We start from the raw sequence: 21490 nt of genomic DNA, 5'->3' as shown, positions 1-21490 counted from the left end.
CGTTGTGTTAACCACTTGTGTTAACCTTAACGGCATAAGTTGTTTTGTTTTGGCGACTATAAGCATGTTCCTATAGGACACCTAAACGCTAGATGCTGTAATACTATTTTAGCCGTGAAGGTTGCCATATGATGAGAATAAATGGCGGATTAACGATGAAACTATCGATTTTCCTGCAAAAAGACAAGTTTTCACAGGCGTATTAGCGTGATCATCATTAGATATCTGGTACGGGAAACACTTAAGAGCCAAATTGCGATTCTGTTCATCCTGCTATTAATCTTCTTTAGTCAGAAGTTAGTACGGATATTAGGCGCTGCGGTCGACGGTGAAATCCCAACTAATTTGGTTTTATCCCTTTTAGGGCTCGGTGTGCCGGAAATGGCACAACTCATCTTGCCATTAAGCCTATTCCTTGGCTTGTTGATGACGTTAGGCAAATTGTATACGGAGAGTGAGATCACCGTGATGCATGCCTGCGGCATGGGCAAAAAATCCCTTATCGTCGCAGCGTTGATTTTGGCGCTGGGTACCTCTGCGCTGGCGGCAGTCAACACAATCTGGCTTGGCCCTTGGTCATCCAAACATCAAGATGTTGTGTTGAATGACGCGAGAGCGAATCCCAGTATCGCGGCATTGGCGGGTGGGCAGTTTAAGTCTTCTACCGACGGTAATTCAGCTTTATTTATCGGCAATGTCTCGGGTAAAGAGTTCAACCGCGTGTTTTTGGCACAATTGCGGCCAAAAGGTAATCAGCGCCCCTCTGTGGTGGTGGCGGATAGCGGCCATATGACCGAACGCCCTGATGGCTCACAAGTGGTTATCCTTAATAAAGGGACTCGCTATGAAGGCACGGCGTTGCTGCGTGATTTCCGCATCACCGATTTTGTCGATTATCAGGCCATTATTGGTCATCAAGAAGTACAGCAAAATAATAATGCGGCTGATCAGATGACGATGACGCAGCTATGGCACTCGAATGAACCCGATGCTCGTGCAGAGTTTCATTGGCGTTTAACACTGATTGTCTCGGTGATTGTGATGGCACTGTTGGTCGTACCGCTCAGTGTGGTCAACCCACGTCAAGGCCGCGTCCTCAGTATGCTGCCTGCGATGTTGCTGTATTTGATCTTCTTCCTACTGCAAAGCTCCCTGCGCTCGAATGCAGGCAACGGTAAGCTGGACCCACTTATCTGGATGTGGGCCGTAAACGGCGCTTATCTGGCGATTGCGGTGATATTGAACCTGTGGGATGGCCTACCGGCTCGTAAGTTACGTGCTCGACTGAGAGGTGCTGCCTGATGTTTGGTGTATTAGACCGTTATATCGGGCGGACTATCCTCAATACCATCCTGATGACCTTATTTATGCTGGTCTCGTTGTCCGGCATCATTAAGTTTGTCGATCAGTTGCGTAAAGTCGGCCAAGGTGATTACTCGGCGGTGTCCGCGGGCATGTACACGTTGCTCAGTATCCCGAAAGATATCGAGATATTCTTCCCGATGGCCGCTTTGCTCGGGGCATTGCTGGGGTTAGGTTCGTTAGCGACTCGCAGTGAGCTGGTGGTGATGCAAGCCTCAGGGTTCACCCGTATGCAAATTGCTGCGGCGGTCATGAAAACAGCTATTCCACTCGTGCTGTTAACCATGGCTATTGGCGAATGGGTCGCTCCACAGGGTGAACAGATGGCGCGTAATTTCCGCGCACAACAGATGTACGGTGGTTCGCTGCTATCAACACAAGCTGGTTTGTGGGCAAAAGACGGCTCTGACTTTATCTATATTCAGCGAGTATCGGGTGACAACGAGCTGACGGGCGTCAATATTTATCACTTTGATCAGCAAGATCGCCTGATGTCAGTTCGTTACGCAGCGACAGCCACTTATGAAGATAATGTGTGGCGTTTATCGCAGGTCGATGAATCTGATTTAAGTAATCCTAAGCAGGTGACAGGTTCGCAGACGCTAACCGGTGAGTGGAAGACCAACCTCACGCCCGAGAAGCTTGGTGTGGTTGCCATGAATCCAGATTCGCTCTCCATCAGCGGGCTACATGATTACAGTAAATACCTGAAGCAAAGTGGTCAGGAATCCAGTCGTTACGAGTTGAACATGTGGGGCAAGATATTTGCGCCATTCTCGGTCGCGGTCATGATGCTGATGGCACTGTCATTTATTTTCGGTCCATTACGAAGCGTGCCAATGGGTGTCCGAGTGGTTACCGGTATCTTCTTTGGCTTTGTTTTCTACGTACTGGATCAAATATTTGGCCCACTAAGCTTGGTATACAGTATCCCGCCAGTCATTGGCGCGCTGCTACCGAGTATACTTTTCCTCCTAATCAGTGTTTATTTGCTGCTAAAACGCCGCTGATGGCGGTTTTTTCAGCACTTAGACTAAACTTGGTGGGATAACAGTTGCATGCGGATCATTGGTAGGTATAATTCACCTCGTTCTCCGCATACTACTTCAGTGCCGAAGTGGCGAAATCGGTAGACGCAGTTGATTCAAAATCAACCGCCGCGAGGTGTGCCGGTTCGAGTCCGGCCTTCGGCACCATTAACTAGTTCGAGAATGTCCGTAACAGTCCATAAGTTACTGAAGAAAAAGCCGAAAGGCTTTTTTTTTGATCCAAATTCGTCCGAGAACATCCGTTGACATCCCGATCTTTTGGGGGTCACAATGGGGGTCAGCTTGGTTCGATAAAGGATTGACCCCCAATTTATGGCTATCACCGACATAGCAGCCCGCACAGCAAAGCCCCGCGAAAAAGAATATAAACTCACAGATGCTTATGGACTCTACCTATTAGTCAAACCTAATGGTTCTAAGCGCTGGTATCTAAAGTATCGTTACGAAGGTAAAGAAAGCAGAATTGCTTTTGGTGCCTACCCGATTGTGACACTGGCTAAAGCACGTGAAAAACGTGACGACGCAAGAGCGCTACTTGCCGATGGGATTAACCCTAGCACCCAGCGAGAAATCGATAAGGTCGAGGCATTAGCTGAAACCTTGACCTTTGAAAAGGTTGCCCGAGACTGGCATGCGATGAATAAGCGTTGGTCTGAAGGCCACGCATTGAGAGTGATGCGGGATTTAGAGAGGAATATTTTCCCGGTGATTGGGAAGCGTAATATTGCCGACCTTGAAACCAGAGACCTCTTAGTCCCTCTGAGAGAGGTTGAGTTAAGTGGCCGTTTGGATGTCGCTTCTCGGTTGCAGCAGCGAATTACCGGCATTATGCGTTTTGCGGTGCAAAGTGGGCTTATTCCTCGTAATCCTGCCCAAGATTTAGCAGGAGCGATTACAACTCGGAAGGCCATACATCGACCAGCTTTACCGCTTGAGCGTCTCCCTGAATTCCTTCAGCGCCTTAATACTCACAAAGGCAGAATACTGACCGGATTAGCGGTTAGGTTAACACTCAGTATTTTCATTCGTTCCAGTGAATTACGTTTTGCTCGCTGGGGTGAGATTGATTTTAAAAAGGCACTTTGGACAATACCTGCTGAGCGTGAAGCTATTGCGGGGGTCAAGCATTCGCACCGAGGATCTAAGATGCGGACTATCCACCTCGTGCCACTATCCAAACAAGCGATCCAATTGCTTGAACAAATACGCGAACTTTCAGCAGGTAATGATCTGGTTTTTCCCGGGGATCACCACCCACATAAACCAATGAGTGAAAATACAGTAAACAAGGCGTTACGCTCTATTGGTTATGACACGCAGGTTGAAGTTTGCGGTCATGGTTTTAGGGCCATGGCATGCAGTGCGTTGGTCGAGTCAGGCCTATGGTCGAGGGATGGGGTTGAACGCCAGATGAGCCATCAAGAGCGCAACGGCGTGAGAGCAGCATATATTCACAAGGCTGAGCATATGGAAGAACGCCGATTGATGGTGCAATGGTGGGCTGATTACTTGGATATGAACAGTGAGCGCCACATTACACCGTATGAATTTGCAAAAATGACAAAGCAAGCTCGGTGAGCTGAGCCAGAAAAAAAGATTTATAGAAAAACTGTTCACACTGTTCACTTTTGAATTTAATCATTTAAATACAATAGATTAAGTGGTGATGAGTTAGTGACGAGTTTATCCTAACTAGTCACTTGCTGTGAACAGTCAGCCATTGAATACAAAAACACCGGCCTAGGCCGGTGTGATTATTTTTGAGGCGCCAAGAGTTGTGGGACAGAATTGGGGATAAAAGAAAGGCCTGCAAGCAGGCCCGAGTACACACTGATACATTGCTCCCCGGTGTTGGATGTATGAGGTTTGTACAACGCAACTATAAGCGTCGTAACTGATAGCGTCCAATGGGTTAGGCAGATCAATAACAGCATATTGATCGGTAGAAACGATCGTGATGCTGTTTATTCAATATGCCTCACATTTAGGCAACCAGTCGGCCTCACAGTCCTCACTTAATATCAGATTGGTTTGCATCCCCTGATTGGTCTTGCGCTTCAACAAGGCTATTTCATATTCGCTCAAGGTTTGTGGCACCGCGCGCCCGAATGCGGTCAGGCTCATTGGCCGTTGATGGCCGCGCGCCTCCATAAATGACAGGTAAGCGTGATACAGGTATTTACGCGGGTTGGCCGGGATAATATTAGCATTCCCCATATACAGACCATTGGGCGCATTAACCGCCAGCAGATAACCACAAAAATCAACCAGCGGGTCAGCACCGCGTTTAATCTCCAACGCTTCATCCGAGTTCTGCTGTGCTTCAAGCAATGCGCGGGCATCATTGGGAACGGTAAAACGCTGCATCAGGTGGCGCACAATCACCGCCAGCTCACCGGTAATTTTCGCCAGTAATAGCGGGTCGCGCTCATTGGTCGGGATGACTTCCGGGAACGGCAGGATAACCCGGCGACGGGATACGCCGCCGCTGCGGTCACTGAACTGCATTGGGTTATTATTGACAGCCAGAATCACCGCCGGAATATGAGTGGAATAGGCATCACGATATTTCGGGTCTATGGCAACGGCATCGCCGCCAGTGATGGCTTTAATACCGGCTCCGTCACCGCTCCAGCGCTCTTGGTCTGGCAGGATAATCAGTGAAAAACCCACCACAGAAGCACGTTCCCGCGATGACTCCAGCGTATCGATAGTAGCCGAGGTCGTATTGTCTTTACCGGCCAGCAAGCTGGCAATGGAAGCCATCACGCTTTTGCCACTGCCGCCCGGCCCAGTTACTTCGAGGAACAGTTGCCAGTCATAGCGGTTCGCTAACACCATATAAAGCGCCGCGAGAATACGCGCCTGTTTCTCATGCTGTTGCCCGGCGGCCCGCGTTAACCAGCGCCAAAAGTGCGGGGCATGGTCGGACAGATTTTCCCCGGCTTTGGGCGGGGTGTAATCGACACTGTTCACTGTGCGTAGCCAGTGAGTTTTCTGGTGGGCGCTAAACTGGCCGGTAGTGGTATCAAATACCCCGTTACGAAAACCTATCAAGTGCCGGGCGGGTGTTCCCATTTGTGGCACCATCAGCTTGAGCGTATCGAGTACGCTGTTTATCCCTGATGCTGAGAACGGGGCGCGGATTTTATGGAACAAGGCGGCAATCTCCCGGCTGAGTACCCGATACGGCAGCACCTGCCACGCCCCGTTCTCATAACGGCACAGGTCTTCACCGACCTGTGGCACGGCCAACAAGTGTTGATAGTGCTCTGCTAATAGTTCGGCCTTTTCACTGGCGCTCATGGCTTTCAGGTCGGCATCACTGAGCGTATCGAACGGGCTAGGCTGTTGCGGCTGATTGAATGCCTGTAACTGGGTCAGGGTAGCCAGTTTGCCTTGCTGCTGATAAACGTCGTTCCAGTCACCGACAACCGACGGCAACGCCAGCTTACCGCCGCTCAATTGGGCGGCCTCCGTTGCGCGGGTCTGGCCGGTGCCGTTCTCGTCATTATCAGCGGCCAGCAATAGCAGTGCATCCGGGTAGTGAGTCCGCAACTGTTGCGCCAGCGCAGACAGATTGTTAGCACTGAGCGCAACACAAACACTTTCCCCGGTCAGGTGATGCACCGTTAGGCCAGTAGCATAGCCCTCGGTCAGCCAGATAACGGTATTATCCTGTCCGGCTAAGAAATGACAGGCGGCTTTCACCTGTCCCCCGGCCAGTGTGCGCTTGTCACCGTTGGCGTTAATCAACTGAACGTTAACCACCTCACCAGCACTGTCAGTCAGGGGGAATAACAGGTCGCCGGGTTGATAGGCAACCCCCCCAACTCGCAACGCTTTACCGTGTAATGTCAGCGTCTCCAGCTCCGACCAACCTTTGGCGGCCAGATAAGTATTCCCGACCTGTGGTTTGGCGAAAGTCAGCAGTTGTTTAGCCTGTTCTGCGGCCCGCTGCCGTGCTTGCGCTTTCTCCTGCGCGTCCTGCCCGGCATTGTGTGCCGGTAATGGCGGGGATGAGGGTTCCCCTAACACCTCGGCCACTTTGCAGGCGGCTTCCTTGGGCGTGACCGCCAGCGCCTTTTCAACCAGATTCAGGCCATCACCGCCGCCGCACTGGTTACAAAACCATGTGCCACGCCCTTGCAGGTTATCAAAGCGAAAACGGTCTTTACCGCCACACATTGGGCAGGGCTGCGCCCGACCGCCGGCGGTGATGTGAATACCGAGAGCCGGGAGCAATACCGGCCACTGACCGGTGGCTGCACGTGAGGTTTTTGAAACGTTTAATGTTGTCATTCTCTGTTTCTCCTCAGTGCAGGGTGGTTTGACTGGTTGTGGTTATCTGCGTTTGGCAAAGTTCATCCATCATTTTTTGCCCTAATACTGTCAGGCGCGGCGGAGCCAGCAAAATATCCGGCTGAACCATGTCACTGAGCATGGTACAGGCCATATCCATACCGGCTTCTGGCCCGTGCTGGCGCACAAAGTAGCCCTCAATATCCATAGCAATCGTCATTTGCAATTCATCCAGCGAGTAACCAAGGCGTACCCCGTGAGACACGCAGGTATCCAGATAGGCATGGGCTAACGCACGGCGATAAACAGCGGTACGGACTTCAACGGGCAGACAGGATTGATTCAGGGTATTCATACGATAGGTGCCTCCATGCGGGATAAGATTTGTGATTCGCAGGTGTTCATCACCTGTCCGAGCTGGTCAGTCAATAACGCCACCATTGAGGCGAACGATTCAGGTGATGGTGGGGTAATGCCGTGCAACAGGCTGCTTTGCGTTTCCAGCATATCGAGGAACGTCACACCGACATTGTGTGCATGCTGGAGGCGTAAGAAATCAGCGTGAGGGATGTTGTACTGCGTATCACAGTCATAACGGGCGGCAAGGGTATTCATGCGACCTCCCCCAGTGGCAGGCGGCTAGCAAACGACAGGATGTAGTCACGGGTTAAACGCAGGCGGGCATTCTTCTCACTGCTGGCGATGGTACGCAACATGCAGGGACGTGCCGTTAATTCAGTACGGCGAACGGCAGCAAACAGATAGATAAATTGCGGGTATAACGGGGTGAGGGATGTAGCCATAGTGGCAGCCTCCAATAAGTATTGGTTATTGCTACCACCGAAGTTCCTACACTTATGGGTGGTAGCCCAGACGGGGGTAGGAATACCGGCCTTATTGGAAACCGGCCAGCCCGAAGGCTGCCCCGCCTGGGCCACCATTGCTTGATAACGACAGCGGTATAGAAACCACTGCGTAAAAAACTGGTAGGCCGAGGCCACGACATAAAAAAACACGCATGGCGCGTGTTGAGTCGCCAATAAGTAACACGGGTTCCTACGCCCGACTGCCGATTTTACGACAGCACGGCGACTATAACGCAAGGCCTGCAAAAAATGCAAGCCAGAGAAAAGCCCTTTTTGCGGGATGAGCGTCATCGGTTTAACAATCAGTCTGAATATCAGGCTTGGGCTGAGCAGGAGCACGGGAGTAGAAATTGGCCTGTGCTGGTGTACTCGACGCATTGCCTGACATCACTTGCACCACGCCGTTTAGCTGGCTGCGGTACTTGGGTAAAGCAAGACCGGGTTGTTGCTGCGCAATCTGGAACGCCTCAGTGATGTACTGCACGTCGCCATCATTCAGAGTGAAGAATTGCTCACCGATTTTTAGGGTGATCATGCTGATACCCCCTGACGCTTAGCAATACACTCTGCCATCCAGCCCTCAATCTCAGAGGCCAGCCACGCGACGTTCTTACCGCCGAGGGAAATCTGTGCGGGGAAGTGGTCACGGCTAATCAGTTCATAAATGGTCGAGCGGGATAATGCGGTGGTGTTAATCACTTCCGGCAGACGCATAAAGCGGTCACGCGGGTAGTGTGTTGCCATGGGTGGTGGCGTATTGGATAAAGCCTGTTGTGTCATTGCAAGCATGAAAAGCTACCTTATTGGTTGTCCGGCCATATACCGCCGGGTTTGCTGGGATTCAGTTGGGTAGCCCCCTATTGTGAGAATATTTTTACCTGATGCAACAAGCCGTTGTTGTGTGATTTACCACAACAAACACGCGTAAAAATGACGGTATTTGACTCTCTGGGTCTATGTGGGTGTATTCGGGTATATGTGTGGAAGGGGTGTTTTTTTGTACTGAACAGTTAAAGCTAAAATGAATTAAAAGACATTGATTGATATTAAAATGCTCTAAAAAGAGTGGTGGTGGTTGAGCACAACAGTGAGGATTTTGCCTGCTTTTTAAGCTAGCCAGAGAAAAAGCTCTTTTTAACCCAGTGAACAGTAGTGAACACTTGGTGAATAGTTTTAAATGAACTGCTCACCCTTTTATTTATTGATTATTAATACTTTTTCCCTGAAGTGAAGAGTAGTGAACAGTTTTTATAAAACTATTATTTTTATAGCCCTTTTAGTTTGATTTGAGAGTGTGTTGTATGGGAAATGGCACAACGGGCATTGATTGAGGCGTTGTGTGAGAGCTTGCAAAATGACTCCACATTGACTGAGACGGAGTTATAACGAGATGAGCCAAACAACCCCACACCCAGTAACACCCGCCCTTGAAAATTTTAAAGCGGCGAAAGCGCAACACCTGAAGAATGAAGAAACCTACGAAGAAATTATTGCGTCCATTGACCGCAGCCAGCAAAAGCAGCGCGACGCCGAAAACCAGAGCCAACAGGCTGACGGCAGTTGGCGCAAATTGTTTCGCAGTCTGCGCGGTGAAATGACGGATGAGCTGCAAACCGAACATATCCGCCGGATTTCACAGCGAGAGCTGGCACAAGAATTCGGGCATTTGATTGAAGAGCTGGAGTTGGATAAAGATTACACGTCACTGCAATTATGTGCTTCTGCGAAACCCTATAAAGACACACATAAAGTAGCGTTGATGGAATATGCGAGGCTGGAAATGTCTGCTGCGATGAAAACTCTGTCACCCGAACTCATCCGGGCAGCGAAAATCATGGTAACTGCGAACGAACTCTACACTGACTCATCACCGGCGAAGGCACTGGGTACACTGACAGCGACTCTTCTTTCATTAGCGGGGCTTTATTCGTTTGATATGGAGAAAGAATCGATATTAGCCGAACTCACACTACAACAACCACAACCGGGTTATGTTGACTCTGCTCTGAACAATAGTCCGATAAAATGTGCGCGGTTATTTGAAGCAATAAAGGTAAAACGGGAAAAACTAAACCCAGCCGGGGAGCAATAATTATGATGCGTTGTCCTGTGTGTAAACATGCGTCTCATACGCGTGCCAGCCGCTATTTATCTGAGCAGACAAAAGAAGCCTATTATCAGTGCCAGAATATAGAATGTTCTTGTACTTTTAAATCGATTGAGAGTGTGGATAAAATAATTACCCGCCCACCGGTTAAAGAGCCAGAAATAATACCTGATGTTATTCTACCAGAGCGGAAAATATTAAATCGCTACGGCTCTAACGCGCGAATTCATTAATAATCTAACTCCGCCTATAACCTTTCAAAGCGGGGACTTTTCTCCGACTCTCACCACTTCGCCCTTGCCGTTTAAGGGCTTTTTCTCTGGCTAGCCTGCCAAAATGAGCACTGCATGCATATAGTGCATGATTTTGCATGCAACGCTCCGGCATCAAAACACCTAAAATACCGCGCCACAAGGGCTTGTAGGCTCTCTATGTCATGCATGAAAAGTGCATGATAAAGTCAGAGCGCGTAGGCGGGGGAGTATTGCGCGCGCAGAGGTTTGACCGACTTTTCGTCTAATGCAGCACTAAGTTGCTGAGGCGTCTATTATAGTTATAGCGATTTAAATTAGCAGAGGGTTGGTACTATCGTGCCGTGTGAGATTGCTGGATGTATCTTTGGGTTATGTATCAATGAGGCTGCGGCAAGATGTCCAACATGCGAATTTATAGCTAAAATCATATGTCTTCAATGAGCCTATTCATCACGTTATGGTTGTGGAACTGATCACTACAGCTCCAGCTATTTTCTATATAATCAATCAGGTAAGGTATGATTTTGATGTCAGTAACAAAAAGGAATAATAGAAATGACAACTAATCCAGACGGAAATATTGCATTTTTAAAGCCAGGAAGTAATGAGTGGATACCTTTAAATAATGCTTCATTTATTTTTTGGAGGGATAGGAATACTAATATTGGGCTTGATTTGGCTGGAATTGATTTTAGTACTGTGCCTGTAAATCCAATGGAAGAGTCAGATATTGAAAGTGTTAAGGAAAATAGAAGTATTTTTAATGATATTTTATTGCGTTCTCTACAGTTCCCTAATCTTTCTTTTTTTGCAGGTAGTGGAACATCCTTGGGTGAGGTGGGTGGTCCCAGTATGTGGGACTTGTGGAAGAGTGCAATGTGGGAAAAACCAGATGAAGTAGACGAAAAATTTGTATTAAAGCCTGTCGCAATTAGCGTATGTAAAAAAGTAAGATATTCCGAGACTAAGTATCCCAATATTGAGCATTTTTTATCGCAGTGTGATGCATATTTATCTTTCCATGAAGATGAAGAGGTTTTTGGTTTTTTAAATGAAGTTAAATCTATTATATTAGACAGGTGTCAATCTTTTATTACTTCAGGTAAAAGCGATTTGACATCTTACAAAATGTTATTGCAAAAAATGGCTAGGAGGAGGGTAAGAGATCCCCGATTGAAAGTGTTCACTACTAACTATGATATGACATTTGAATCCTCAGCCTCTGAGCTTGGAATGATGGTAGTAGATGGACTTTCATACACAGGAAAAAGGAGGTTTGATGGAAAGTATTTTAATTATGATGTTATAAAAAGAGATGAGAATGAACATGAATTTATTGAGGGTGTGTTTCAATTATTTAAACTACATGGTTCCGTGAGTTGGGCAAGAGATGATGGGCAAATATATGAAGATAACAATCCAACTGCCTCATCAGCATGTTTAATTTATCCGGCAAAAGGTAAGTATCAGCAAGCATTTATTCAGCCTCACTTAGAGTTATTGTCTAGGTTTTTAGACTCATTGAGAAAGAAAAACAGTTGTTTGGTGATTTCTGGCTTCGGCTTTAATGATGATCACCTGTCCGAACCAATATACTCAGCTATCAAGTCAAATCCCAGTATGAAGTTGATTGTAGCTGATTATAAATGTGCAGCTCATATCGAAAATAATGGTGGAGATGGTTCTAGTAAATACTGGTCATTGCTTAAGAAATTATCAGGTGACGGATATGATATTTACTTTGTGAATGCTTCATTTAAGGACTTTGTTGGTTTAATTCCTAATTTGAGGGCGCTAACACCAGCTGATCAGCTTGCAAAAGTAATAAAGCAAGTTGGAGGGGAGTGATTATGTCTAATCAAAATTTTTCATCTGTAGGTGTTTTGCGAGGTGAGTTAAAGGTTGGTGTGGTCTCTTCTGTTTCTGCGCAGGGTGTAAAAATTAATCTTACTCATGCGGGTGAGATAAGCGGAAGCTATATGTCAGGAGGTAGATATGGAAAGGGTGAGGTTGGGGAGATATTATTAATAGAGGGCCAGCAGTCAATAATCCTTGGTCGATTAATTGAGGTCAAGTTACCAGAGAGGGATAGGAATGAGGTATCTGAAGATTCTCAAGGAAAGTATAAAGTTGATGCGATAGGTTACATCCAACTCCTTGGCTCAATTAACACTTCTGATTTAAAAGTGGAGTCTGGGATAAAGTCATACCCTCGATTAGGTGATCGTGTTTTCTCTGCACCTTTAGAGTTTGTCTCATTAATCCCTGAGCTTATAAATAAAGGGGTGAGTGAAAGTGATATTGAACGGGTTACGATTAACTTAGGGGCTGTTTCTGGCGGCTCTGATAGTTATGTCCGTGTGACCCCAGAGAAATTGTTTGGTAGGCATTGTGCAGTTTTGGGGGCGACCGGTGGGGGTAAAAGTTGGACTACTTCAAAAATTATAGAAGAATGCTCACAATATAATGGCGCTAAAATAATTATCGTCGATGCAACTAGTGAATATAGATCATTTGATTCAGAACATATTGTTCACTATCATCTCGGAACACCTTTAAATATACATAAAGACTCTAGTGAGTTCAGAATACCACCAACAGACTTTATGGAATCAGATTTCATTGCCATGTTCGACCCATCGGGAAAAGTACAAGGGCCAAAACTAAAAGAGGCAATTAAAAGTTTACGGTTAGTAGCGTTGGATCCAACTATTGCAACTAACGGTATTTTGATGAAAATAAAAAGGCTCAAAACAGATTATCGTAGGGCAATGAATACCGGAGGTAACTCTAAATTAGTTGATAACCCATCTCAACCATTCGATGTCACAAAAATAATACCTCAAATAGTTCAAGAATGTTGCTGGGATGAACAAGACTCATGGGGAAATCCGACGGCGGATCTAGGTTATTGCTCTTCGTTACTGACCAGAATTCAGGCTGTTATTTATTCAAACTCTTTAAAATCAGTTTTTCATGGCTCTGATGCTCTAAATAGTTTGGGGGGGGTGTTGGAAGATTTTTTAAACGGAGATAAAAGAGTTTTACGAGTATGCTTAAGTGATGTTAGCTATGAGTTTTATGCTCGAGAGATATTAGCTAATGTAATAGGAAGAAAATTACTCATACTGGCTAGAGCTGAAAGATTCAGGGAAAAACCATTGCTTGTTATTGTTGATGAGGCTCATAATTTTTTAGGTAAGAGGGTTGGTGCTGAAGATCATTCAGTAAAGTTAGATGCATTTGAAATGATCGCTAAAGAAGGTAGGAAATATGGCCTAAATATTTGTCTGACTACGCAACGGCCAAGAGATATTACGGAGGGGGTTTTAAGCCAAATAGGAACCCTTTTAGTACATAGATTAACCAATGACAGAGACCGGGAGGTGGTTGAAAGAGCTTGTGGAGAAATTGATAAATCAGCGGCGGCCTTTTTACCAAGCCTAAAACAGGGGGAAGTAGCACTTGTTGGGGTTGATTTCCCTATTCCTATGACAATACAAATTGGGAAACCTATGTATCCGCCTGAATCTGACTCCCCTAGTTTTCAGGACATTTGGAAGAAATAATTCGTTTTGTGAATACAATGTCGAGTTAATGGGGTCAATTTGGTGGTCTTTATTTTATCTTTCTATATTTAATTGTTTAAATTCAATTGGTTGAGATTGTTTTACGAGTCCGGCCTTCGCACCGTTAGTATGAAAATCAAGTCACCGAAAGGTGGCTTTTTTTTGCCTGAAATCGAGTCCCCGCAAGGCTTTGCCCCGCTTTTCAGTCAACTGACGTCAATCTGATTCAATCTACATCAACTTATTGCTAGTAAAAACAGCCACTACTTTAGGGCTCAGAAGGTGTTCCACATCCTCATAACGTATAAATAAGCCCCCTATTTACTGCAAAATTTTCAACGCAAGCAGAATTAAAAAGCGGTGAATACCTGCATCAAGAAATATATCTATACCGTGATCACGAGCCTTCCCTACACAAATAAATCATTGCGATCCTGCTCGCATAGTGGACAATACTTAACCATTAGTAATGTTTATATCAACTAAATCAATAATTTTAGTTAAAGCAAGGGATGGGCTATGGACAGGAATACTCAGGGATTTGCATCATACTGGCGTAATACCTTAGCAGATGCTGAGTCCGGCAAAGGTGCGTTTGAACGTAAAGACGAAGACTCATTCACCCGATGGATAGACACCACTAAGGGGCGGCTGAATGAGGAGACTGTTCACGCGTTCTTCAAGGATGAAGATGATGCGGTTAATACAGTTGAAGTGATGCTACGCCCACAAGCCTGGATCCGCCGATTAAAGCATGGCAAAGAGCGGACTGCCGGCGCACCAGGTATCGTGACGCCGTTGGTGACTTCCGCTCTCTTAAACCGCGACGGTTTTTTGTTCCCAATGACACCTGCTACTATCCCTCGCGATCTGCTCGAACCGCTTCTCCATTGGCGAGATGACGCAGTACGACAAATATAAGACAACGCATAGTTCATTCACTTTTGGTGATGATGACGAACAAGATCGTCGGGACGAGACTGACGAGCAACGTGTAGAGCGTGCTGAAAAGTATCGGAATCAGTGGCAAAAGCACCTAAAAGACCTCAACGATCTTTTAGAACATGTTGCCGGGCAGTGGGTTGCAACCTATGAGCAATACGAACCGGCCGGATACGGCTATGTTATCAAAGCGAACCAACCCGGCGGGGCTAGCATCCATATCCGTCCTCTGTACGATCATCTGCTGAAGTGCAAAAAAGAGGTCCCGTTACTGGCGAGCTTTGCTTCAACGGAAATGCCGCCTGTTGCACCTCTGCTTGCCGCCAATGCAATGCTTAGCGAGCGTCTGGGGCATTCCGGGGATGAGTTCCCGCTGGCTGCGGCACAGCGCGATGCCCTGAGTCATTATCTCACTCAGCAGCAGGGTGAGATCCTCGCTGTCAATGGCCCGCCGGGAACCGGAAAAACCACTCTGGTTCTCTCGATCATTGCCACTGAATGGGCAAGAGCGGCTCTCAATAAAACCGAGCCGCCGGTGGTGATTGCCACATCAACCAACAATCAGGCTGTGACCAACATTATTGAAGCGTTCGGTAAAGATTTTTCCACTGGCACTGGAGCAATGGCTGGTCGTTGGCTACCTGAACTGAAAAGCTATGGCGCTTACCTCCCGTCTTCGGGCCGTAAGGCTGATGCCGCGAAAAAATACCAGACGGATGATTTTTTTTACCGTGTTGAATCTCTGGAATATGTTGAAGATGCGTTGGTTTTCTATCTTGAGAAGGTAAGGGCGGCGTTCCCATCGGCGGATTGTAGCTCTCCCGAACGCGTCGTGGATCTTCTGCATGCGTGTTTAACCAAGTAGTCCGCGCAGCTTAAGCAAATCGAGCCTGCATGGGACAAACTGAACTGCATCCGTCAGAAGCGAAATGCCATAAGTGAAGATATCGACCAGTATATTCAGGACAAAAGTACGTTACTGCTTGGCTGCACAGATGAAATCGCCTTTTTAACCCAGAGCAAAAAGCAGTGGCAGCAATATCGCGCCGGTGAGTCGATGATGTATGCGTTCTTCACTTGGATTCCTGCCATTCGCACTAAGCGCCACTATCAGATTAATCTCTTCCTCGTTGAGACGCTTGGCACAAGAATGGCCGCATTTCAGGGCACCGCTCCTGACGGTATCGACGCGTATATCGACGGCCTGATTGTTCAAGCGCAAAAAGAACAGCGAGAGTATCAGCAGCAAATCGCTCGTGCTCAGGACGTTTCCCGACGCGAAAGTGAGGCTATTCAAGATTGGCAGGGTCTGAACCGATCACTGGGGTATAACGGTGACGAGGAGCTGAGTCTGGCCGGAGCCGACGAGCTTGCCGATACACAGCTCCGTTTCCCCGCGTTTCTGATAGCGACCCACTGCTGGGAAGGTCGCTGGCTAATGGACATGGCCACTATTGATGACCTTCAAAAAGAAAAAGGTCTTAAAGGGGCGAGGGCGATCACGGCCCGCTGGCAGCGCAGGATGAAGCTCACCCCCTGTGTGGTGATGACCTGCTATATGCTTCCTCATCATTTGACCATCAGGGAACATGTTGGTGGGAAGAAGTTTGATGATAGTTATTTATATAATTTTGCCGATCTGCTGATCGTCGATGAAGCAGGGCAGGTGCTTCCTGAAGTTGCAGCAGCCTCCTTTGCATTGGCGAAGAAAGCGTTAGTGATTGGCGATACAGAACAAATTGCCCCTATCTGGAACAGTCTACCTAGTATTGATATCGGCAATATGGTGGAGGAGAACATCCTTCCAGGTGGTACTCAAGAAGAACTCACAGATGCTTATGCAAGGGTGTGTAATTCAGGGAAAAGTGCTGCATCGGGTAGCGTCATGAAGGTTGCCCAGTTTAATTCTCGCTATCACTATGATTCGGATCTGGCTCGTGGGATGTACCTGTACGAACACCGCCGCTGCTTTGATAACATCATCGGCTACTGTAATGCGCTCTGCTATCACGGTAAGTTGCAGCCTAAACGAGGGGTGGAAAAAGGGACATTTCCTCCGGCAATGGGCTATTTACATATCGATGGTCTGGGTCAGCAGACAAACGGCGGGAGCCGTTACAACACCTTTGAGGCAGAGACGATAGCAGGCTGGCTTGTGGCGCACAAAGAGGAGCTAGAGCGCCATTATGACAAACCACTGCATAAAGTCGTGGGGGTTGTTACGCCATTTTCAGCACAGGTCAACGCCATTAAGACGTCATTGCGTAAGCTCGGGATTGACTGTAGTGGCGATGAAGATTCGCTCACGGTCGGTACAGTTCACTCCCTGCAGGGAGCCGAAAGATCAATAATCCTCTTCTCCCCAGTCTATTCCAAACATGAGGATGGAGGGTTTATCGACAGCGACAGTAGCATGCTGAACGTTGCCATTTCCCGTGCAAAAGATAGCTTTCTGGTCTTTGGTGATATGGATTTGTTTGAGATTCAGCCTGCATCTTCGCCGCGTGGATTGCTGGCAAAATACTTGTTTGCCTCGGATAGCAACGCATTGCAGTTTGAGCGCCAAGAACGTAAGGATTTAAGCGCAGTACAAACGCAGATCTCAACCCTACATGGCGTGGAGCAGCATGATGCGTTTCTGAACCAGACCTTTAACACTATCGGAAAGAACATCACTATCGTTTCCCCTTGGCTGACATGGCAAAAGTTAGAACAAACTGGCTTCCTAACATCAATGGTCCAGGCACGGTCGCGCGGGATTGAAATCACTGTGGTAACAGACAGAAATTTTAATATCGAGCATACCGATTATGAAAAGCGTAAAGAGAAACAGCAGCGCCTTAATGATGCTGTGGAAGAGCTGAAAGAAATGGGCATCACGACGAAGCTGGTCAAGCGCGTTCACAGTAAAATTGTGATTGGGGACGAAGAGGTGCTGTGTATAGGATCGTTTAATTGGTTTAGCGCTGCACGGGAAGAGAAGTATCAACGGTACGATACGTCGATGGTGTACCGTGGCGAAAGCCTAAAAGGCGAAATTAAAACAATTAATACCAGTTTGGAACAACGTGAATTGTAGTTCTGAAGCGAGTTGTCGTTCTGGAGCTTAGTTTTGCAGATTATATTTCCGTGTTAACTCTCTGGCAGCATCACATTTATTGGTGTTGCCAGTCATCATGTTGTGGTGAGAAATAAAACTGTTTCTCGGAGCACTCGCTGATAACTTCCCGTATCCCTTTGTCATTATCTTGCTGACTTTCGATTAGCACACCTCTTAAATAACATTTCATCTCTATAGGTTAACTTATATAAACATCCCCCATTCAATAATGATAAGTTAGATTTCAAAGATGATATTTATAACATAAGCAAGATGATTTTTTTGAACTATACTTAGCGTTAGAGTGTTGTCATTGGGATTGTTTAAGCAGTTCTTATAGCTGCCACTTCAAACAGTTAGCCACAAGGAGAGGTGAAAATATGGATGTTCTGGTATTTAGTAAATGTCAGTTACTGTCATTCTCATTTGAATATATATTCAATCATGTATTTAATGCCAATAATCTTAAAAAAGTCATGGTGAAAACCTATGAGGAAACGGATTCATTTGTTAGTGCGATAGACCAGAATACTCAGTTAGTCTTAGTCGATATAACATTAACCGGCTATATAGATGTATATATCATGCTAAGTAAAATAAAAAAGAAATCAAGAGTCATTATATTATGTGATGAAAAAACTGACTTGCGTGTGATACCTAACGTCTATAATGCGATTTTGTATAAAACTAGCAGTATATTGAATATTATCACGACAATAGAAAGAGTGTGTGATGATAAATATAGTAATATGGTTGTTGACTTGGAAAGAGATACTGTTGAAATCCCGCAACTCACTAAAAATGAAAAGAAAACATTAAAACTCATTGTTGCTGGGTTGAATAATCACCAAATAGCACAATTACTAGCGATTCCTTATAAGAAAGTCATTGATTACAGATTTAGCATATGTCAGAAATATAACGTTAATAGTTTGGATATCAGTTATCACAAACATGGGTTACCAGTGAGTATATGAGTACAGTTATAATAAAATCCCTCTTAGGGAAATAGTGTGAATATTGCGATTAATCTGTAATTTCGTACCCTATAGGGTGCCATATTCTAGCGTTTTTGAGAAAATTTGATGGTGTGATAAATGGTTTAGTCTATACCCGATTTTTGGTTATCAAAAGTTTGAGTGCAGTGGAATACCACGTTATGACACCATAGGTATTTAGTATCTAAAGTAAACGTTAGCGTTTCGCTTGTAGCCATATTTATCACGTATATTTGACATGTAGTGGCTCACTGTTTTTCTCGTAATATTTAGATGTTCTGCAATGCTTTGATAATCCATACCCATAGTCGCTAAATGCAAAACCTCTTTTTCTCGCTTTGATAGCATGGGTTGTGATTGGGCACTTAAATCCAATGGGATATTATCATCTCTATTTTTGCTCACCCAAATTAATAGCTTATTAAATAATGATGTAATCTCTGTGACGGGTGCTGTCTTACTGACGACAGAACGCGTTACTTCAGATAAAGTGTGGTAATAAAGTGAATCTTCCTCATATTGGCAAAAAACGAGGAGGTGAATGTTTCTAATTTGATGCTTAATTTTATCAAAAATAATATTTTGCTTTTCTTTTGAAATGCCATCGATATCGAAGATGACAATATTTATTTTATTATTATCTAACTGATTGTTAAATTCCTCAAAAGAATTAAAGAGTTTGGTGTTTATTTTGTTTTTATCTACACTCATATTATTATGAATAATGATTTGTAGTGAAAAAATAAACAATGAGCTTTTGCTGAAAATGATAACGTCGATCATTTCCCCTCCTGTAATTAGGGTTTTTATATAAAAATTAATGATTGATGAAAAATAAAATATAATGATCTAATTTTATAGATATAAGGAATCCAGCCATTTCTTTTAAGGGAAATAGTTCATATTTAATAAACCTATGTGTTTATGTTGGATTCGATTATATGCGATATTTAAAATCGTCAAAGAAATTTGATTTAGATCAAAGTATCTTGGCATGGAGCCATTTGCGGGGCATTATGCTAATTTTATGGTTTTTTGTGGATTTTTATTCTTTTGATTTTAATAAGGTAGTTGGAATGAATAATTTTTTTATATATATTAGTGAAAGATACTTTCTCAGGGGGAGTTATTTTAAGTATCTCCCTACGGCAGACGTTAAGGATGCCTACAGGTGCTGTCATCCTTCGCCCATAAAATAGATGTTTAACTCTCTTGCGCAGATATTAATGCGGCTTTCTGTCGCATTACTTCTGTCTGTATCGCGTCTTGTTGGATCATTTGGACAGCAAAATAGAGGTCTGGTACTAATACAAGCTCTTGTGTGTAATGAGACATATTGTTTCTTGCCAGCCAGCGGGTGAGCTCTGTGCTTCGGCCAGCAAGAATGAGTGTTACGCCTTTTTCTTTCAGGATGGGGACCAGCTCTCTGAGCATCGCGAACACACTGGCATCATTATAAGTAAAGCTCGCCGTCGCATCGACAACGAACCATTGAGGGGGTGTGGTCGCGCTGTTAACCAGTAGAGTCACGCGTTTTTTAAAATAAGTGGCATTAAAATAGGTCAAGATAGAATTGAAGCGATACATGATGAGGCCATCAATTGGCTTGATGTTATCGGCTGCATTGACTGAATGAATGATGCCTTGGCTGTCAACGCCAAGTAATTGATCTGTCGGTTTGAATACCGTGCGAAGGAATTGCAATAACCCAAGAATAATGGCAAATCCGATACCATCAATCAGCCCGACGACTAACACTGCGATTAAAGTAAAGACGGTCAGAACATAGGCCGAACGATTGTGCGCTCGCATAGAGGTGATGGCTTTAAAACTGAACATCGACCATGCGGCGTAAATCAGTACCGCACCGAGTGTCCCCAGCGGAATGAAACTCAGGGTTTGAGTCAGGAAGATAAGCACCAGCGCAATCATTAAGGCAGCGACCACTGATACCATTTGAGACTTGCCACCGTTATCGTCATTGACCGCTGTACGACTGGTTGCCGCACTGACCGCAAATCCTTGTGATGCACCCGCGACAATATTGATATACCCCAGTGCATAGAGCTCTTTATCAATATCGACTTCATAGCCATTTTTACTGGCAAAACTTTGCACTGTCATCATAAAGCTTACAATACTGATGACGGCGAGATTGAGTGATGGGACGACAAGTTCACGCAATAAATTAGGGTCGAAATGAGGCATGGTGATATGGGGTAAGCCTTCGCCTAAACTACCAATAATGGCAATCCCCTTCGCGTTGAAATCCAGATACCAGCTTAATAGCGTTGCAATTGTCATCACAATAAGAGGGCCGGGCCATTTGGGCCGCAGTACTTTTAGAATAAATAGGGTAAAGAGACTCGTCACGGAAAGTAATAATGTTAATTTATGGGTATCAGATAATCTTTCGGGCAGAGCAATCAGGCATTTAATTAAATCGGATGGAAGAGAATTTATCCCTAGAATATTGCCAAACTGCCCGATGATAATAGTAATGGCGACCCCATTTAACAGCCCTTGTAATATCGGCTGAGAAAGGAAGTCGGCAAAGATAGCGAGGCGAAAACGGGCGGCAAGGACGCACCAGAAGCCGGTCATTATTGTCATGACAATGGACATTTGCCACAGCGTATTAGGATCGCCAAGGGCAAGCGGTGCAATAGCGGCGGTAATGACGGCACATGTCGCAGCATCAGGGCCGACAATTAATTGCCTTGATGTCCCAAACAGCGCATAAACAATCATCGGTAAAATGCAGGCATACAAACCAACAATGGCATTGATGCCCATTAACTCGGCGTAAGCAATGGCAACAGGTAATGCAACGGCAGCAACCGAAAGTCCCGAACGAATATCAGGTTTTAAATTGGCTTTATCATAATGAATAAAAGTCGTTAGTCCGGGAACCCACTGAGTTATCCATTTTTGTTGCATT

At 45.5% G+C, this 21490-nt stretch carries 16 protein-coding genes, 1 tRNA gene and 1 pseudogene; 10 read left to right on the top strand and 8 right to left on the bottom strand.

The features are described from left to right. Window positions 1–207: 207 nt before the first annotated feature. From lptF to DA391_RS19525, 4 genes are all read left to right on the top strand, one after another. A complete protein-coding gene (lptF, locus tag DA391_RS19540; RefSeq protein ID WP_050080849.1) occupies window positions 208–1302 on the top strand; it encodes an LPS export ABC transporter permease LptF in 1095 nt (364 codons plus the stop codon). After that, window positions 1302–2372, top strand: coding sequence for an LPS export ABC transporter permease LptG (gene lptG / locus DA391_RS19535; RefSeq protein ID WP_019211244.1), 1071 nt, complete (start codon window positions 1302–1304; stop codon window positions 2370–2372). Before lptF ends, lptG begins: the two co-directional genes overlap by 1 nt. Before the next feature lie 101 nt (window positions 2373–2473). Next, window positions 2474–2558 (top strand) — tRNA-Leu (locus tag DA391_RS19530). Between the two features lie 165 nt (window positions 2559–2723). Further along, window positions 2724–3989, top strand: a complete 1266-nt coding sequence (locus DA391_RS19525; RefSeq protein WP_108088093.1) for a tyrosine-type recombinase/integrase — start codon at window positions 2724–2726, stop codon at window positions 3987–3989. Window positions 3990–4379: 390 nt separating this feature from the next. Here the strand turns inward: DA391_RS19525 and DA391_RS19520 are convergent, their stop codons facing one another. Genes DA391_RS19520 through DA391_RS19495 form a run of 6 tightly spaced genes read right to left on the bottom strand, consistent with a single transcriptional unit; the run spans window position 4380 to window position 8368 of the window. Continuing rightward, window positions 4380–6713: a primase-helicase zinc-binding domain-containing protein gene (locus DA391_RS19520; RefSeq protein ID WP_108088092.1), complete on the bottom strand. Its 2334-nt coding sequence runs from the start codon at window positions 6711–6713 to the stop codon at window positions 4380–4382. A gap of 13 nt (window positions 6714–6726) precedes the next feature. Next, entirely contained in the window at window positions 6727–7068 is a 342-nt protein-coding gene (locus DA391_RS19515) for a DUF5375 family protein (protein ID WP_108088091.1), read from the bottom strand. Then, entirely contained in the window at window positions 7065–7328 is a 264-nt protein-coding gene (locus DA391_RS19510; RefSeq protein ID WP_049603320.1) for a hypothetical protein, read from the bottom strand. The genes DA391_RS19515 and DA391_RS19510 overlap by 4 nt, the downstream gene beginning before the upstream one ends. After that, complete coding sequence (locus tag DA391_RS19505; protein ID WP_108088090.1) at window positions 7325–7870, bottom strand: host cell division inhibitor Icd-like protein; 546 nt, start codon at window positions 7868–7870, stop codon at window positions 7325–7327. Before DA391_RS19505 ends, DA391_RS19510 begins: the two co-directional genes overlap by 4 nt. A gap of 4 nt (window positions 7871–7874) precedes the next feature. Further along, complete coding sequence (locus tag DA391_RS19500) at window positions 7875–8114, bottom strand: hypothetical protein (protein WP_240624760.1); 240 nt, start codon at window positions 8112–8114, stop codon at window positions 7875–7877. Continuing rightward, window positions 8111–8368, bottom strand: coding sequence for a helix-turn-helix transcriptional regulator (locus DA391_RS19495; protein WP_108088089.1), 258 nt, complete (start codon window positions 8366–8368; stop codon window positions 8111–8113). The genes DA391_RS19500 and DA391_RS19495 overlap by 4 nt, the downstream gene beginning before the upstream one ends. Before the next feature lie 601 nt (window positions 8369–8969). On the opposite strand from DA391_RS19495, the gene DA391_RS19490 reads away from it, so the two are divergent. From DA391_RS19490 to DA391_RS19465, 6 genes and pseudogenes are all read left to right on the top strand, one after another. Continuing rightward, a complete protein-coding gene (locus tag DA391_RS19490; RefSeq protein ID WP_108088088.1) occupies window positions 8970–9671 on the top strand; it encodes an aldehyde dehydrogenase in 702 nt (233 codons plus the stop codon). 2 nt (window positions 9672–9673) lie between these two features. Next, a complete protein-coding gene (locus tag DA391_RS19485) occupies window positions 9674–9919 on the top strand; it encodes an ogr/Delta-like zinc finger family protein (protein WP_057630488.1) in 246 nt (81 codons plus the stop codon). A gap of 576 nt (window positions 9920–10495) precedes the next feature. After that, window positions 10496–11788, top strand: a complete 1293-nt coding sequence (locus tag DA391_RS19480) for an SIR2 family protein (RefSeq protein WP_108088087.1) — start codon at window positions 10496–10498, stop codon at window positions 11786–11788. Between the two features lie 2 nt (window positions 11789–11790). Further along, window positions 11791–13509 (top strand): ATP-binding protein, encoded by a 1719-nt coding sequence (locus DA391_RS19475; RefSeq protein ID WP_108088086.1) that lies wholly within the window; start codon window positions 11791–11793, stop codon window positions 13507–13509. Between the two features lie 519 nt (window positions 13510–14028). Then, a pseudogene (locus DA391_RS19470) lies at window positions 14029–17530 on the top strand (AAA domain-containing protein). 401 nt (window positions 17531–17931) lie between these two features. Then, window positions 17932–18528, top strand: coding sequence for a helix-turn-helix transcriptional regulator (locus tag DA391_RS19465; protein ID WP_050080822.1), 597 nt, complete (start codon window positions 17932–17934; stop codon window positions 18526–18528). 198 nt (window positions 18529–18726) lie between these two features. Here DA391_RS19465 and DA391_RS19460 read toward each other — a convergent pair whose 3' ends face one another. Then, window positions 18727–19332, bottom strand: coding sequence for a helix-turn-helix transcriptional regulator (locus tag DA391_RS19460; protein WP_050872449.1), 606 nt, complete (start codon window positions 19330–19332; stop codon window positions 18727–18729). A 420-nt stretch (window positions 19333–19752) separates the two neighbouring features. Next, a complete protein-coding gene (locus DA391_RS19455) occupies window positions 19753–21489 on the bottom strand; it encodes a SulP family inorganic anion transporter (RefSeq protein ID WP_050080819.1) in 1737 nt (578 codons plus the stop codon). Window position 21490: the final 1 nt, after the last annotated feature.

It is taken from the genome of Yersinia massiliensis (assembly GCF_003048255.1).
GTDB lineage: Bacteria > Pseudomonadota > Gammaproteobacteria > Enterobacterales > Enterobacteriaceae > Yersinia > Yersinia massiliensis_A.
Note: the sequence above shows the minus strand (reverse complement) of the source record. Positions and strands in the feature narration are given on the sequence as shown.

Excerpts from the sequence above, each read along its gene's own strand:
- lptG (WP_019211244.1), top strand. The coding sequence starts at position 1,302 with ATGTTTGGTGTATTAGACCGTTATATCGGGCGGACTATCCTCAATACC.
- DA391_RS19525 (WP_108088093.1), top strand. The coding sequence starts at position 2,724 with ATGGCTATCACCGACATAGCAGCCCGCACAGCAAAGCCCCGCGAAAAA.
- DA391_RS19520 (WP_108088092.1), bottom strand. The coding sequence starts at position 6,713 with ATGACAACATTAAACGTTTCAAAAACCTCACGTGCAGCCACCGGTCAG.
- DA391_RS19515 (WP_108088091.1), bottom strand. The coding sequence starts at position 7,068 with ATGAATACCCTGAATCAATCCTGTCTGCCCGTTGAAGTCCGTACCGCT.
- DA391_RS19510 (WP_049603320.1), bottom strand. The coding sequence starts at position 7,328 with ATGAATACCCTTGCCGCCCGTTATGACTGTGATACGCAGTACAACATC.
- DA391_RS19505 (WP_108088090.1), bottom strand. The coding sequence starts at position 7,870 with ATGACGCTCATCCCGCAAAAAGGGCTTTTCTCTGGCTTGCATTTTTTG.
- DA391_RS19500 (WP_240624760.1), bottom strand. The coding sequence starts at position 8,114 with ATGATCACCCTAAAAATCGGTGAGCAATTCTTCACTCTGAATGATGGC.
- DA391_RS19495 (WP_108088089.1), bottom strand. The coding sequence starts at position 8,368 with ATGCTTGCAATGACACAACAGGCTTTATCCAATACGCCACCACCCATG.
- DA391_RS19490 (WP_108088088.1), top strand. The coding sequence starts at position 8,970 with ATGAGCCAAACAACCCCACACCCAGTAACACCCGCCCTTGAAAATTTT.
- DA391_RS19485 (WP_057630488.1), top strand. The coding sequence starts at position 9,674 with ATGATGCGTTGTCCTGTGTGTAAACATGCGTCTCATACGCGTGCCAGC.
- DA391_RS19480 (WP_108088087.1), top strand. The coding sequence starts at position 10,496 with ATGACAACTAATCCAGACGGAAATATTGCATTTTTAAAGCCAGGAAGT.
- DA391_RS19475 (WP_108088086.1), top strand. The coding sequence starts at position 11,791 with ATGTCTAATCAAAATTTTTCATCTGTAGGTGTTTTGCGAGGTGAGTTA.
- DA391_RS19465 (WP_050080822.1), top strand. The coding sequence starts at position 17,932 with ATGGATGTTCTGGTATTTAGTAAATGTCAGTTACTGTCATTCTCATTT.
- DA391_RS19460 (WP_050872449.1), bottom strand. The coding sequence starts at position 19,332 with ATGATCGACGTTATCATTTTCAGCAAAAGCTCATTGTTTATTTTTTCA.
- DA391_RS19455 (WP_050080819.1), bottom strand. The coding sequence starts at position 21,489 with ATGCAACAAAAATGGATAACTCAGTGGGTTCCCGGACTAACGACTTTT.